Source organism: Alicyclobacillus hesperidum subsp. aegles, from assembly GCF_027923525.1.
Classification (GTDB): Bacteria; Bacillota; Bacilli; order Alicyclobacillales; family Alicyclobacillaceae; genus Alicyclobacillus; species Alicyclobacillus aegles.
Window position 1 is genome coordinate 1 of the sequence record NZ_BSBJ01000003.1, and the last position, 15429, is coordinate 15429.

Annotated in this window: 15 protein-coding genes; 5 read left to right on the forward strand and 10 right to left on the reverse strand. The window is 52.2% G+C overall.

The window, feature by feature from the left end; translation table 11 throughout:
- Positions 1-346: 346 nt before the first annotated feature.
- Positions 347-1219 carry a hypothetical protein gene (locus QMF38_RS01190; protein WP_058094611.1) on the forward strand — a complete coding sequence of 291 codons (873 nt, stop codon included), beginning with the start codon at positions 347-349 and terminating at the stop codon, positions 1217-1219.
- A 1384-nt stretch (positions 1220-2603) separates the two neighbouring features.
- On the opposite strand, the gene QMF38_RS01195 is transcribed toward QMF38_RS01190, so the two are convergent.
- Both QMF38_RS01195 and QMF38_RS01200 read right to left on the reverse strand, forming a co-directional pair.
- Positions 2604-3659: an LLM class flavin-dependent oxidoreductase gene (locus QMF38_RS01195; RefSeq protein WP_058094612.1), complete on the reverse strand. Its 1056-nt coding sequence runs from the start codon at positions 3657-3659 to the stop codon at positions 2604-2606.
- Positions 3656-4627, reverse strand: coding sequence for an ATP-grasp domain-containing protein (locus QMF38_RS01200; RefSeq protein WP_058094613.1), 972 nt, complete (start codon positions 4625-4627; stop codon positions 3656-3658). Before QMF38_RS01200 ends, QMF38_RS01195 begins: the two co-directional genes overlap by 4 nt.
- A gap of 412 nt (positions 4628-5039) precedes the next feature.
- Between QMF38_RS01200 and pstB the strand changes: the two genes are divergently transcribed.
- The 3 genes from pstB to QMF38_RS01215 all read left to right on the forward strand — a co-directional run bounded on the left by pstB (position 5040) and on the right by QMF38_RS01215 (position 6777).
- Positions 5040-5792 (forward strand): phosphate ABC transporter ATP-binding protein PstB, encoded by a 753-nt coding sequence (gene pstB, locus QMF38_RS01205; RefSeq protein WP_058094614.1) that lies wholly within the window; start codon positions 5040-5042, stop codon positions 5790-5792.
- Between the two features lie 19 nt (positions 5793-5811).
- A complete protein-coding gene (gene phoU / locus QMF38_RS01210; RefSeq protein ID WP_058094615.1) occupies positions 5812-6468 on the forward strand; it encodes a phosphate signaling complex protein PhoU in 657 nt (218 codons plus the stop codon).
- A gap of 168 nt (positions 6469-6636) precedes the next feature.
- Positions 6637-6777: a hypothetical protein gene (locus QMF38_RS01215; protein ID WP_157057210.1), complete on the forward strand. Its 141-nt coding sequence runs from the start codon at positions 6637-6639 to the stop codon at positions 6775-6777.
- 109 nt (positions 6778-6886) lie between these two features.
- Here QMF38_RS01215 and QMF38_RS01220 read toward each other — a convergent pair whose 3' ends face one another.
- A complete protein-coding gene (locus tag QMF38_RS01220) occupies positions 6887-7747 on the reverse strand; it encodes a C40 family peptidase (protein ID WP_157057211.1) in 861 nt (286 codons plus the stop codon).
- A gap of 222 nt (positions 7748-7969) precedes the next feature.
- Here QMF38_RS01220 and QMF38_RS01225 point away from each other — a divergent pair, with 222 nt between their 5' ends.
- Positions 7970-8455, forward strand: a complete 486-nt coding sequence (locus QMF38_RS01225; RefSeq protein WP_040290575.1) for a flavin reductase family protein — start codon at positions 7970-7972, stop codon at positions 8453-8455.
- A gap of 22 nt (positions 8456-8477) precedes the next feature.
- On the opposite strand, the gene QMF38_RS01230 is transcribed toward QMF38_RS01225, so the two are convergent.
- The 7 genes from QMF38_RS01230 to pstS form a co-directional block, all read right to left on the reverse strand.
- Positions 8478-9584 (reverse strand): MGDG synthase family glycosyltransferase, encoded by a 1107-nt coding sequence (locus QMF38_RS01230; protein ID WP_058094616.1) that lies wholly within the window; start codon positions 9582-9584, stop codon positions 8478-8480.
- Complete coding sequence (locus QMF38_RS01235; RefSeq protein WP_058094617.1) at positions 9581-10210, reverse strand: YkoP family protein; 630 nt, start codon at positions 10208-10210, stop codon at positions 9581-9583. Before QMF38_RS01235 ends, QMF38_RS01230 begins: the two co-directional genes overlap by 4 nt.
- Positions 10211-10222: 12 nt before the next feature.
- The gene (locus QMF38_RS01240; protein ID WP_040290573.1) at positions 10223-10924 is read right to left on the reverse strand and encodes a polysaccharide deacetylase family protein; all 702 of its coding nucleotides are present in this window, start codon (positions 10922-10924) and stop codon (positions 10223-10225) included.
- A 13-nt stretch (positions 10925-10937) separates the two neighbouring features.
- Complete coding sequence (locus QMF38_RS01245) at positions 10938-12110, reverse strand: MGDG synthase family glycosyltransferase (protein WP_058094618.1); 1173 nt, start codon at positions 12108-12110, stop codon at positions 10938-10940.
- Between the two features lie 186 nt (positions 12111-12296).
- Positions 12297-13151, reverse strand: a complete 855-nt coding sequence (pstA, locus tag QMF38_RS01250; protein WP_058094619.1) for a phosphate ABC transporter permease PstA — start codon at positions 13149-13151, stop codon at positions 12297-12299.
- Entirely contained in the window at positions 13148-14152 is a 1005-nt protein-coding gene (pstC, locus tag QMF38_RS01255) for a phosphate ABC transporter permease subunit PstC (protein WP_058094620.1), read from the reverse strand. The genes pstA and pstC overlap by 4 nt, the downstream gene beginning before the upstream one ends.
- Positions 14153-14175: 23 nt before the next feature.
- The gene (pstS, locus tag QMF38_RS01260) at positions 14176-15318 is read right to left on the reverse strand and encodes a phosphate ABC transporter substrate-binding protein PstS (RefSeq protein WP_232302239.1); all 1143 of its coding nucleotides are present in this window, start codon (positions 15316-15318) and stop codon (positions 14176-14178) included.
- Between the last annotated feature and the right edge of the window lie 111 nt (positions 15319-15429).

Consider the following 15429-nt stretch of genomic DNA (forward strand, 5'->3'; position numbering starts at 1 on the left):
TACACCACGCATTTGTATTTACGTTTTCAGGAGACAGCTACCGAATGAAAGGAGGCACCGCGAGTCTCTAATCTCCCACGCCAAGTGATGATTTTAGTTGGCCATTTTAGACGAAAACAAATTGGCCATTGACAACTGTTTTAACCTAACACCGATTGACTACACAAAAGAGGCTGTTCCAAGCACTTGAGGGGGGGCAGCCTCTTTCATACGTTCAAAATCGGTTGCGGCACGAATGCAATGTACGATTGATTTGACGTTTACATAGACAGAAATTTGGTTTATGGTCATTTATATCTAACCGTGTTGATTTAACTGACAATCTTGTTGAAAGGAGAAACCATCTTTGTCCAACTTCGAAAGAGAGATGCTTCATCAGGCCGTTAGAAAACAAATTGAACTTCGCGACAAGTGGGGAGACGAAATTTTGGACAGAACTCCTCCCGTGCTCTGGTTTGGAAACACCCACTCATCCAAAAAGAAGATAGTCACAATCGGGGCGAATCCGTCTCGGGAAGAATTTCTTGCGATGAATAAAGAAGAGGCTCTGAAAGTGTTAGCAGACACCCATGACCAGACCCAGCTCAAATACCTAGAACCACCTAGGAATCGTTTCAGAGTACTAGATAAGACAGAATCCCTGCAAGACATTCTTCAGAACCAAAGGCTTTCGACAGAAATCTTGGACAGCTACAACAAGTACTTTCAGAAAAATCCTTACGAAGAGTGGTTTGGAAAAAAGGCCGATCCATACCGCGTGGAACGGTTAATACGGAGCCTAAACGGATCCTACTACGAGATCGCAGATGTGCAATATACAAGCATCCATCTAGATTTGTTCCCATTCGTCACGGTGAGTGACTATAACACGGTTAAAGATTTACCACAACGAGATCTGTTTCAAAATCAATGGGCACAGAACTTTCTTAGTGCTTTGATAGAGTACGTATCACCCGAACTCATCATCGTATTCGGCAGTGGTAACTTTACCGAATTTAAAAAGCTGTTTTTCGCACATCTTCGAAAACTATCCTCCGAACTTAAGTTCGAGTATCAAAAGGAGAACGGTCAATCCGTAAGCGCGAGGTACGAAATCATGTCCTATCAAGGGAAAACCAACTTGGTTGGGATTTCCACGAACCTGGGCAATCCGACGGGATTCACCAAGCAAGCGTTGGATGCGCTAGGTAACCAAATCCTTCGAGATTTGCACAGATGACGATGCGTAGACCAACCGAATTGGAAAAGTTCCATTAGACCAAATAAGCAATCGATAGACCCTATGACGGCATGTTCGGCTTTGTCCCTTGCAGGCGGAAAGGCATGTTCCGTACTTTCGAAACCCGACTACCCGTTCCATCCTGGCGTACATATTTATGAAACGTAGATGACAGAGAAAATGAGTTGTAAGGTCAGCTAGATTTTTCAAAAATCAGCAGATCCAATGAGAGCATGGCAAGGATGAAGCACAAAATGGTATTTGCTGTGGTGATCTTTCATCGCTACGTTAAAGGAGTGAGGCAGAATGTGTCTGGTACGAAAAATAGGGCTCGATTGCTTCTATCCAATCACATATTTCACAAGAAGACTGATGAACAGCACCCACTTTCACTAAATGAACTTAAGGATCGGCTATGATTTTTGGACTCCCATACAATCGACGAGATCGCAGGAACAGCTCATGAAAGCGACGAATCCGTCGCTTTCTGCGCTTGGAGCAAAGACTCTTTCCGGCCGTTCGCGCCACGCGTAATAGCCGCTCCGAGATACACAGAGGACTTTGCACATTTTCTAAACCGGAAATTCGGAGCGGTGCTCGTGGATCCAGGCATACACTACTTGCGGACGTTGGTGAAGATGCGCATGCCCTTTTTGGGATTTCATTCTCCTCTCGCAATTGGCGATTCTCTCGCTCCAGATCGCGCATCGCTTTCGCTTCCGGTCTCAGGTTCGCGCTTCCGACGAATGGGGTCTCAGGATTTTCGCGATGCTTCGCGATCCACCCATACTAACTCTTCACGAATATCTCGAGATCGCGTGCGATCTCACTTGGCTTCTGGCCTTCCAAAGCGAGTTGAACAGCAGTAGCTTAAAGTCGTTGTCGTACTTTTGTGTCACGTGGCTCACCTCAAATCGACTTATTCTTACATTCTCGATTCGCTGTGTCCGCTGTTTTAACCTAACACCACATTTCCTAATGCGTTCCGGCATCTCCATTGCCTTCGCCCATGCACACGGGGCTCGGCTCCCCCCTGTTCCCTCTTGCAAGGCGTTCTTGACGACACGGCAGGATTCACTTCAGGTTGCAGCCTGGTATCTTGCTCGCTCTTTCTCTGACAGGTACTTTCGTCGATCCCGCTTCCACGCACAGATTTCGCTGTACGCTGGCATCCTAGCTACTCAGATGTCTTGATACTTTCCGACGTCAGACTTTCACCGCCTAGCTAGCGCCCATGCCGGGTGCGCCAAAAAAATTGCCGTCGCAATCCGCAACGGCAACGATTTGGGGTGATCTTGCATGAAACGCCGGGATTGGCTCCCTGCTCAACCATACGATACAGAGTCTGTGTAAAAAAGCCGTGATTGTATTGTAAATCTATTGTTTACGCTGTGATATCAGCAGTCCTCCTCAATTCGGCAACCCGAGGCATGACTTGCTCCGCAAACCGTCTCATTTCTTCCAACTGTGGTGAACATTGAAGCAGTAACAGATCCAATCCAACCCGTTCATACTCGACAATGCGGTGGGCGATCATGTCTGGCGTACCAATGAGCTGTGGCCGCAAACCACGGTTGGACACCGAATAATCGTAGAGACGAATCTGTTGCTCAAGTTGCGACATTTGAACAAAGTCTTCCATGCTGGCATACGCATCACCTGGACGCAGAGTGGTGATCCTCTCCAACTCGGCTTGTGCTTCTTCGAGTGTATCTCGACAAATGACATAGGCAGCCATACCAAACGACGCAAGCGGTGGCAACCCTTTGCGCTCACGACGTTCCCGCATGTCTGAAATTTTTTGCGCAACTTCCTCAACCGTACCACCATGCATGACATAGGCGTCACATAAAGAGGCAATCATATCCTTGCCTGCTTCACTTTCGCCTCCCGCATAGAGACGAGGATAGGGTTGTTGCAAGGGCTTCGGCTGCAAACGCGCATTTTGGATTCGATAGCGCTCACCTTCATACGTAAACGAATCCTGCGTCCACATGCCTTTCATGACCTCGAGAAATTCCCGCGTGCGGGCGTAGCGATCGTCATGTTCGGTGAAAATGCCACCGTATTGGCGAGCCTCCTCCGCCCACCACGCCGACACGACGTTTAAAGTAAAGCGTCCCTTGCTGAGTTGATCGATATTTGCAGCCATCTTCGCAGCTACCGCAGGATTGTGATACGCGGGGCGAATCGCCGTCATGATCTCAAGTTTCTCTGTGACGGCCGCGATCGCGCTGGCTGTCGTCCACGCCTCTAGACTTGGCTCCTGCGGGCCTTTGATGTCATTGAGATAAAGTTCCGCAATCAAGGTCACGTCATAACCCATGCGCTCAGCCTGGACTGCAACATGCTTGGCATATTCAAAGGTCGGCGGCATCGACTCGTCGTCGACATTACGTAGCCACCCCCCAAAAATCGGCAACCAAAATCCATATCTCACCTCATTGGAACCTCCTCGTGTGGCATCGGCATGCCTTTTAAGTTGTCTAGCTCCGACTTTAAGAATGTGGCGACTTCAAGCATACCGAAGATACCTGCCCGCGCTTCTGCGTCGCTGTTGTAATTGGTATTGGTGTTAATGTCATAGGTGTAAACACGCCCATTGCGGTCGCGGATCGACTCAATGCCGGCGACAAGAATCCCGTTTTCCGCCAGCATGCGCTCGTACGATTCGATCCACTCGTGTGGATGCCCCTCAACAATCTCAAATTTCGGGCGCGTACCGCCTTCCCCAACAGGGCAGAACATGTCCCCAATTTGACATGCGTCAGCAGGGCACAGTTCAAAGCCTTCCGATGTGTCCACGCGCACGGCATATAAAAATTTGCCACCGACAAATTCGCACCGCGTGATGGTTGCATCAGGAGATTCAATGTACTCCTGAACAATCCAAACGCCGTCGACTGGCGCGTCATACTCTCCCTTCGCGAGCATGGATGCAAGGCTTGCGGTATCGCGAAACAGTTGCACCCCTAGCCCCTTGCCGGCGCGATTGTGCTTTACAATGAACGGAATCCCAGCAAACGCCTGTGCTGCCGCCATTAATTGCTCTTCTCCCACGGCAATGCTGGTCCGAGGTGAGGGTATGCCGGCGCGCCAGAGCGCCATTGCCTGGTGGGCTTTGCTCACCTCAATTTGAAGTGCCTGACTGCCATTAATTACGCGTCGGCCATGACTCTCTAACCAAGCTAGAACACTCGACGTATACTCAACCGCATAACGGTGATCACGCGTATGTGAAGACGCACTCATGCGACTATAGAACACGCCTTCCGGCGGAACACTCGACAAGTCCAAGTGTCCCTGTGCCAAATCCCATGTTTCATACGGAACCGATAGTTCGTCGAGGCGCCGCGTCAAATGAATGGTCCACTCTGGGTTCTCATGTAAAATATATACTTTTCTCAAATAAGCGCACCTCCACAAAGACCAATGAAACTAGTATAGCAAAATCGTTTTTGACAAACATGCGATTTGCTTATATGAGTGGATTCGGAAGTGCCCCCCATGTCTTCCAACGACGCCCCGACATCGTCACACTTTCGACAAAAAGCGAGGCACGATGTCCGTGCCATAATGCCCGTCCATACGCTACTCTATAGTCAACGGTATGATCTTTTCAGATATGCCCCACGCAAGAGCCACGCTGCATAAGCCGTGGCTCTTGTGTTTTTTCATCCCCTTCACAAAGGCTCCTTGTTCATTTCAGCAAAATTCAATGAAAACCTCACACACCTTTAACAATCCCCATGTATCGTAGGGACGACAGATAGAACCAATATGGAAACACAATGGATTGCGCGATTGGGGAGGATTTTGCATGGGAAAATCCATGTCTGTTCGCAACTTGAACGCATGGTATGGGACACAACACGCATTAAAGAACATCAATATAGAGTTGGCAGCTAAAATGGCGACGGCGATTATTGGTCCATCCGGTTGTGGCAAATCGACCTTCATCCGATGCCTAAACCGGATGCATGAAACATCTCCGTACGCTAAGGTCGAGGGAGATATCCTGCTTGGTGGAGACGACTTGTGTGATCTCGATCCTGTAGATGTCCGACGCGTGGTTGGTATGGTATTTCAAAAACCCAACCCCTTTCCGACCATGTCCATCTTCGACAACATCGCAATCGGCTTGCGCCTGGGCGGAATCCGTAAGCCAACGGAACTGCGCGAACGCGTGGAACGCTCTTTGCGTATGGCCGCGCTCTGGGATGAGGTCAAGGATCGGCTTAACAAACCGGCAACAGCTCTTTCCGGAGGTCAGCAGCAGCGCCTGTGCATTGCACGTGCGCTCGCTGTCGAACCGGATGTACTCCTTATGGACGAACCGGCATCTGCGCTCGATCCGATCTCTACCATGCGCATTGAAGAGTTGGTCGAACAACTAAAGGCCGACTATACCGTCGTGATCGTCACCCATAACATGCAACAGGCTGCGCGCATTGCCGATCGGACCGCTTTCTTTCTGAATGGCGAACTGATCGAGTTCGGCGAAACGTCGACCCTTTTTACAAAACCGCACGACAAGCGAACCGAAGATTACATCACTGGTCGTTTTGGATGATGGACAAAGGAGAATGATGATGCAGCAGAGACAAGCGTTCGATATCGCGTTAAAAGAATTGAAATGGAAGCTTCTGCGCATGGGTGGCGACATCCAGGAAGCCATTCGGCGAGCGATTGCCGCCTTGGAAACACAGGATGTAGCCATGGCACAAGCGGTGGTCAATGGCGATCGCAACATCAATGCGCAGGACCACGAAATCGAGGATCTGTGTATTCGCCTGATCGCGACACAACAGCCTGTCGCGGGTGACCTCAGGCGGATTGTCGCCGGCATGCGCCTCGCGATGGATCTCGAGCGTATGGGCGATCTCGCTGTTGATATCGCCAAATCGGTACTGCGCATGGGTATCGCACCCTCTGCCCAAGCGTGGAAAGACATTGGAGCGATGGCAAAGATGGTGGATGCGATGATCGCCGAAGCCTTGAACGCCTATGTAAACAGTGACGTCGAGGCTGCCAAGCGGTTAGCTCAGATGGACGACGAGATCGACCACCACTACCGTCGTTTGGTGGAACAGCTGTTTAACCGTCCTGATGGCGAAAGCACAACAGCTCCACAGGCTATGGCTACTGCGTTCTGTGGTCGTTATCTAGAGCGAATTGGGGATCATATAACCAACATCGGAGAGAGCGTGATTTACATCATTTCTGGGGAGCGCTCGGATTTAAACTGACCTTCACGATGCAGGGTGACGCTTGTTCGACACCGAGTATGCTCGTTCGTCAGGATTCGCGAATATTGTGACATAAGCTTCACAAAACTTTTTCGAAAGCAACGGTTGAACAGTCCTGTTCGGTGTTACACTGATGCTATCGGATGCCTGACAGGAGGAGCGTGTGCTGTGAAGCCAGACAAGATGAGCAAAGATCCGATTCAAACGCTGTACCGTGTGGTTCATTACGTAGAGCGGACCGCTTTAGCGCTCTCTGTTCTACTGTTGACGGGTACAGCCGGTTACTTAACCATTCACGCTTGGGCATAGTCCTAAACTTCGAATCATTTTATACGACAAGCCGCAGGGATTCCCCAGCGGCTTGTCTTGTCATGGCACTCTTTCCATAACTGCCGTCATCCGTAATAGCTTCACAGTATCACATCCGACGGGCTCCAATATAATGTCCACCCCAATATGGGTCTGCCAAGCTATCGATTTGAACCGCGGAACCTGCTGCATTCACGAACTGATTGTTTCCGATGTATACGCCATCGTGCGAAGCACCGCTTCCGTATGTATCGAAAAATACGACATCACCTGGTTGTAAGTTACTTTGCGTAACCGGTGTACCTGCGTCGAATTGTCCATAACTGGTCCGAGGAAGCGAGATACCGAAGTGGGCAAATACGTACTGAACGAGCCCCGAGCAGTCAAACCCGGCTGGCGACGTACCACCCCACGCATACGGCGCACCCAGAAGCGTTTTCGCATAGTCTGCGATGGTAAAACCGAGGGCACTTTCCGCAAGCGATAAATCTGAGCCATCCGGATTGCTCGAACGGCTGCTTAAAACGGAAATCTTAGCGGTCGATTTCGAAACCGTCAAATGCTCGCCAGGATGGATGACGCTTGTACTCCGCAGGCCATTCCATGCTTCCAGGCTTTGCACCGTAACGTGAAACTTTTGACTGATACTCCAGAGCGAATCGCCCGATTGCACCGTATAGGTGCTAGCGGATGAAGGCTTCGCGGCAGCAACTGAATCCGCTTTCACCTCGCTACCCCTGCCAACGCTTTGAGAACTCCCAATCCATAGTACTTGACCAGGATGAATAAGGTCGGAACTCAAATGGTTTGCAGATTTCAGAGCACTGACAGTCGTGTGATACTTCTGCGCGATACTGTAGAGGCTATCGCCATTGTGCACGGTGTATCGAGTGGTTTCGGCAAACACTGTTGTCAGGGTAATCCCCATCGTCGCAGCGGTCGAAAGACCCATCAGGAACGAAAAACGCACCAGGCAAAGCCCCTTTTCAATATTTTTTGTTGTTCACTAGCTTCATTATAAACTGGAATTCTTGTCGAGTTCAATCATAAGCTCGTAGATTTGGACTGACTGTGGCGAATTAGGCAATTTTCAAGCAAAGTTTTTCCTGTTCCCCAGCGATTTTACGCAGCGAGAACCATCATATACAATGATAGCGAGGACAGTATTGGAGCCAATGAAAGGGGCTTTGGCATGACCATCGATGCTGCAGATTTTCGCAAAGCTTTAGCACGTTTCGCCAGCGGCGTCACCGTCATTACCATGGCGGTTGATGGCGAGATGTCAGGCATTACCGTTTCCGCGTTTTCGTCACTTTCTTTGCATCCCCCGCTAATCTTAGCGTGCATTGATAAAACGGCCAATGCCCTTCCCTTTGCTCGCAAAAGTAAAGCGTTTGCGGTCAATATTCTCGCAAGTGATCAGAGTCATCTTTCCAATCAATTTGCCAGTAAAATGTCGGATAAGTTTCAAGGAGTGGACTATTTCATTGGTGAGCTCGGGCAGCCGATTCTTGAAGGGGTTCAGGCATATTTGGTATGCCAATTGCGCGAGGAATTGGATGGGGGAGATCACGTTATTTTAATTGGTGAGGTCGAGGCTGCATCGGTTGACTCGAGCCGTCAGCCGCTGCTCTATTACAGCAGCCATTACGGCTCTTTTCATCCATTTGAATCGTGATAAGCCCGTGCACGCCCGGCCTTCACTTCACTACAGTTCCGGTTTCATCTCCACAGAAAGACTTCCACGCATCAACAATGCGATATGCCGCCGTCCAGGCGGCGGCTGGTCGCCCGTTTTCCCGAGCTCGTCGGGCCAATTGAGCAATCACCTCATCGGACAGGATGGCCAACGTTGCTTCAAGCTCTCGCAAGCTGTGCACAATCAAACCTGCCCCCATGCGAGCCACACAATTCGCATTTTCGCGCTCTTGACCAGGAAGTGGCCTGAAGAAGACCATTGGCACTCCGCATGCCAAGCATTCGGCAACGGTCACACCACCGGCCTTCGTCATGACAAAATCCGCTTGCTGCAGATAGGCAGCCAATTGTTCCGTGAAGCCAACTGGCACAATCCGCTCAGCTACACACCGGGCCTCTGCAAACGATCTGACCTGTGCAAACATCCTTTGGTTGCGGCCGCACAAGACATAGATAGTGTGGCTCGGAAAGCGCCCTACAAGTCGATCCAAAACATCCTGAAACTGCGGGAAAACGCCACGACCGCCCGTCAATACTACGATACTTCGCCCACTTTGCTTCATCAACGCACATGCCGAAAACTGCCGTCTGATGGGTATCCCCGCGACCACCACAGCCTTGTCCTGGGTAAAACGAGCACTTTCGTCAACTGCGCGCTCCGCGGGCAAGATATACAGATCGACACCCTTGTGAAACCAACGGCTGTGCACGGAAAAATCAGTCAGCACCACGGCAACAAAAGGTCGAATCCCTTTTGGCATGCGAGCCAACGCGTGATCGGGAAACAACTGTACGACAATATCAGGACGATGTTCTTGGAGGGCCCGCCAAGCTGCCTTTCGCGAGAAACGCGCAAGTAGCGACCACAATGGATTGGTGGTCGCCAAATTGCGCGTCCAGTCATAGCTCACACCATACAACCCAGGAAAATACCTGGTACTCCATTCGAACACCCGTTCATTGAACCATGCCACAAAACGATTCGTTGTCCGAAACGTATCGATCATCTCGACGTCTGCTCCGAATTCTTGGGCAAGTACCTCGCTGATCGCCTTCCCAACCTGAACGTGTCCGTCTCCAAATGAGCCATACAATAATATACACTTCATGATTCCAGCGGTACGGCCTGCTCGTTATCCACGGACAGTTCGGCGGTCTTGGCGTGCGACACTGCGTTCCCTTCGCCAAACATCTCGATAATCTTTGCCTTGGATGCGACGACTAATTTCGGTTGCAAGACATCGTGATGCGTTTCGATGATATGGTTTGCATCGGGATTCAACATCTTCAAGACATTCGTCAAATGCCATGTGGTCAACGACTTGGCAATGCCGTTCGGCAGCGGATAGGTGTGAAAGCCGAATCGCTCGATCCCGCGATGAATCATGGTCACCCCGTAGAGTACCTGGGCGTCGGCAAACCGCTCGCGTTGCACGGCACGGGCAAGAGCCGGCATGGAAATACGCGCCTGGCGAAGCAGTTGTACCATGGCACGAACGACATTCCCATCTTCGCGCAACGCGCGTTCTACCATGTCGTTGTTGACATGGAGTTCTACGACGCGGTCCCCCGGATTCACGCGAATGCCATCGACTTCAAAGCCACGTCCAAGATATCGGCGTTTGGCAACGAAGAACAGATGCTCCGTTCCTGGCTCCAAATCTTCCAGGCGAAACGCACGATGAAATAGCGACTCCCACACATCAAACACCGCTCGCAGCGCCCGACTCGGCATAGCTCTCCCTCCCTACACACATTCCGAGGCCAGTGCAAAATCGCACCCGCGCTCGCGGACCGCTTGAACGATCTCGGGAATCGCCGCAATCACTTGCAACGGAGCCCCTCGCTCTGCACCGTACGACCAATCGCTGTCGTGCAGCACGATGACCGCTCGGTCCGATAACTTGTCACTCACCCTTCGCACCAACTCCCCTGGTTCTGTGCGGCGCCAATCGCCAACCATCACGGACCATAGCAACATATGCATGTCGTGGCGCGGCAAAAAGAACAATGTCGCCAAATTGCAAGCACCCCACGTCGGCCGGTAGACGTTTGCCAGTACGCCAAAACGCTGTTGCAAGATACGACTGGCGCCAATGGACTGGCGATACGTCAAAACCGGGTGCAAAAACGGAACGAACAGATGCCGCTCGCCGTGTACCTGCACTTCGTGTCCTTCCGCCTTCATCCGTTCGACGATTTCAGGATATTTCAGCGCGTGATCGACAATCACAAAAAACGTTGCCCGCACACCACACGACTTCAATACGTCGAGCAGTTGCGGCGTGTACTCGGGATGCGGCCCATCGTCAAACGTCAAGGCCACTTTACCCGGTTTGTTCGTGTACCGCCTGCTGCTTAAATGAAACACGCGCGTCCAAAGTACAGGCACCCCACAGTACGCGACGAGGATGCAAAATACAATGAGACCAATCAGCCAGCCAATCACACGCGGTCTCCTCTCACGTCGGCAGCAATTCCGGCGGGTACGCTGCCCTCATGGCTGGCGACGTTTGCCGTCCCGTTGCAAACAGCATAATCTTCTCAGCGATCCGCGCGGCCGCGCCGCAGGTCGGCATGTGTTCCGACGCCATACGCATCCGTTCCAGGATTTCAGGGTGCTGCTTTACTTCCAGTAAGAATTGCTGAGCTTCACGCGCCGTGCGAACACAAACTGCAACTCCCGCCTTTTCAGCGAAGCGAGCGTTCGCCTCTTCCTGTCCCGGTATCGGCCTGAATAGCAACATCGGCAACCGCATGGTGATGGCCTCTGTCAACGTTAAGCCACCGGGCTTTGAGACAATCAAATCGGCCGCCGCCATGAAGCGGTCGATCTCGCTCGTGAAACCGTAGACATGCACCCGATCGCTCGCCAGTGCCGAGAAGCGTTTCTCCATACGACGGTTCTGACCGCAGATAATAATGTACTGCATGCCCGATTCTGGGATAAACGATTCCCAGAGCGGCGGATCGGCCAAGATACCGCTACCGCCTCCCATTAAGAGCACAATCGGCAGGTCTTCGCGAAATCCCATTTCGCGGACCAACTGGGATCGGTGTGACAACAGCCGCATCACGTTCTCAGCTTGAAACTTGCGACGCAACGGGATCCCCACAACGTCGATCGCGCTGTCTGGCACGCCATACGATACAAGATCCCGCTTGACCTCGTCCGTAGCGACGAAGAAGTGATCTGCGTGATCGTGATACCACTGGCGATGGGCTGTGTAGTCCGTGACAATCGCGATATTAGGTATGCCAATTTGCCCGGTGCGGCGCAATTCACCGACGACTCCCATCGGCGTTGGAAACGTGCTGGCTATCGCGTCCGGTTGGTAGTACTGGATATACTCCTGCATCCGCTCAATGCCTAAATGATTCACGTAGCGCTGGAGGGCCGAGTCCGGATCAATCCGAGACATCGACTTGTAGAACAAGCCGTACAAACTTGGCGCCTTTTGCACTCCTTGAATCAAACTAAACTTGGCGAACGAACGCAACGCCGGATTCAGCAGGCTGACGTAGTCAACCACTTCGACCTGTGCGTCTCTTTCTTTCAACGCCTCCTGCACGGCGTACGCAGCCTGGTTATGCCCGGAACCAAAGGACGCGGTCATCAGCAAAACGCGACGCATTGGTCTCGCCCCCTCAAGTCTTCCACGTCTCTTATTCTAAACTTGATATTTCTTGCGGACAACTCAAATTCCCGGCGCCAGCGAAATCGCAAGGCGCAGATAAAGGAAAAAGCGGAGAGCATTCGTTCCACTTCTCTCCGCTTATCCTATTCAGTTGACAACCCCTCTAGCCAACCCATTTCTTGTTTAATGACGCCCTTGCAACCGATTCGTGGTGCGCCAGACCAAACCACGGACGACCAACTGGATGATGAGGATGACGACGAGCAAGACGAAAGCCGCTGCATAGGCGAGATCGCGCGCAGCCGGATATGGCTGGTCCAAGTAGGTGTAGGCTACGTATGTCAAGTAGCCGACCTGGGCATGGGTGAGCTGCAAACTGGGGTTGTTGGCGTTCCATCCAGCTGTGTATAACAGCGGTGCGGTTTCCCCAAGGCCGATGGCGATGGCAAGCAATAGCCCCGTGGCGATGCCACCTGCGGCCGGCCGCCAGATGGCTTGCAGAATCGCCTGCGACCGCGTCATGCCCAAGGCCCATGCAGCCTCGCGTTGCATATGTGGGACCTGCTGCAAGCTGGTATCCGTGGTGCGCAAAATATAGGGCAACATGATAAGCGTCAAGGCAATACCGCCAGCAAGCGCGGAAAACCCCCAGTGAAACTGCAACACAAGAAGCAAATACCCAAAATAGCCGATCACGATGGACGGCACGCCGGAGAGGACCTCAGCCAAGAAACGAATGGCTGCGGCGGTGCGTCGCCCAGCAAATTCTGATGTATACACCCCGCCAAGAATACCGAGGGGCGCCGCAAAGAGCACGGCGATGAGAACCAATTCAAATGTTCCCAAGAGTGCGTTCTCCAATCCGCCCGCCACCCCTTGCGTCGGAGTGAACAGCATAGCGAAGTGAAACGAACGAACACCACGCCAAACAATAGAAACCAGCAAATCAAAGAGGCCAAATAGAACGAGCGCTGCAGCCAGCCAGGCAATCGACCAGCCAAGATACGAGAACGCATTACGCCGACGCCTTCGCTTCATTTTGCCACACCTTCCTTCCTCCGGCCGTGACGTGGGCGAACCAACCAGCGTGCAAGCAAATTGGTCGCCAAAGTGATAACGAGCAGAACTAGAGCAAGTTCCGACAACGCATGCACGGCCATGCCGGATGCATCTGTCTGTGCACTATCCAGCTGATCCGCAATAAAAGCCGCCATGGTTGAGATTGGACTGTACAAGTTGCTCGGGAGAATATTCATCGCATTCCCGCTCACCATGAGAACAGCCATCGTCTCTCCCATTGCCCTTCCCCAGCCCAGCGCGATCGCGCCGACCAATCCATCTCGTACATAAGGCAACGAAATATATCGCACGACCTCCCAGGTCGTCATGCCGACACCGAGGCCGCCTTCCCGCGCAAGCAACGGCACTTGCAACAACAGATCGCGCGCGGTTGCGGTGATGATGGGCACAATCATCATGGCAAGGACGATCCCGCTTGCGAGAAGCCCATAGCCACTTCCCACTTGCCCTCCAAAAAACGGAATACAGCCAAGTACATGTCGCAGAAATGGTGCCAGATGAGCACTGATCCAGGGCACCAAGACCAAAATACCCCACAGCCCAATCACGACGCTTGGAATACCTGCCAGCAGTTCGACGAGAATGCTCAATATCCAAGCGATTGCGCCACGGACGCGGTAGGCTAGAATCACAGCCGTGAGAATTGCAATTGGCACCGCGATGACGAGCGCGATTGCCGAAGATAAAAGCGTCCCAACGATGAATACTAGTCCCCCGTAGGAAGCTCCTACAGGCGCCGTGACACCGTTCTTCTTGACCATCGCGCCATACAAATTGCCAAGATCCCACCGTGTATGTGTAAGGAAACTCCAACCCATGAAGTGCATAACGGGGATTGATTGGTACACGACGATACCCGCGATAAGCAACAAAAAGATAGCGGGGCTGCTGGCACAAAAACCAGCAACCACGCGAAAGACATAGTCGGCCACCTTGGCCGTACGCGATACGTTACGCATGTATTGGGCCCCCACAACTTCCATCAGCCTGTGATCTGTGCAATCTGCGCCTGGCTTTTGGTATAGATATCGGCCGGCAGCGGCAAGAAGTGGACGGGTGTCAGGTAAGATGCTGCATTGCCTTTTCCGGGATCGATAGCCCATTTGAGAAACGCTTGTAACGCGTGGGCCGTCGTTGTTGATGGCTGTGTCTTTTTGACAATCAAGTATTCAAAATTGATGATGGGATACGAGCTCGCTCCTGGTTCGTCAATCAGCGAGACTCGCTCGTCGCTTGGCACCTGCTTCACGGCTGCAGCGGCGGCTTGGATATTTTGCGTCGTCGGTAGCACAAACTGTCCAGCGCGGTTTTGCAGTGCTGCATAATGAAGCCCCGCTTGCACGGCCTTGTCCAACCAGCTGATGCCGACGTAGCCAATGGCATACTTGGTTTTACTCAGAGCAGCGACGACACCGTCATTGCCCTTTGCGCCAATGGCCGAAGATAGCCCTGGCCACGAAATGGACGTGCCATAGCCATATTGCTGGCTCCAGCTTGCACTACCATGGCTGAGGTACTGCGTGAACAAGAAGGTATCGCCAGATCCGTCTGAGCGATAGACCGGCTTAATCAACTGATGTGGCAGGGATATGCCTGGATTTAAAGCTCGAATCGCCTTGTCGTCCCAATAGGTGACTTTCCCTTCATAAATCTGGGCAAGCACTGCACCGTTGAGATGGAGATGACCTTTGAGGCCTGGCAGGTTATACATCACCTGCTGTGCTGAAATGGCCACTGGAATGTTCAACATGCCGGGCGTTTGCGCCATTTGTGCGTCCGCCATGTATGCGTCCGAAGCACCAATGTCTACCGTCCCGGCCGTAGCATCGGAAATCCCAGTCCCACTGCCGGTAGAAGCCGCGGTCATCTGCACGTTCGGCTGCACCTTGTGATACGCTGGAATCCACTCGGTATTAAACAGGGGATACAGTAACGAGGAACCTGTTTCCGTAAGTGAGATACTGCCTGCAGTCTTCGCGGCACCTGAGGCTGTCGCATTCTGTCCCGGCTGCGCACTGGCGTTGGTGGCGTTATTTGTCGAGTTCCCCGTGCCGCACCCAGAAACCGCAAGCAATGCGGTGAGTACGGCGGCACCTGCGAACCATTTCGTATGATGTAAGATCACAAAGATCGTCCTCCCTTAGGTCAATTGTGTGCGTAAGCATGGCCAACGACTCAAAGGATAGCAACGCTCTGTGAACTTGCGGTGGAAGGTTCGTTAAAGGATCGTGAAATT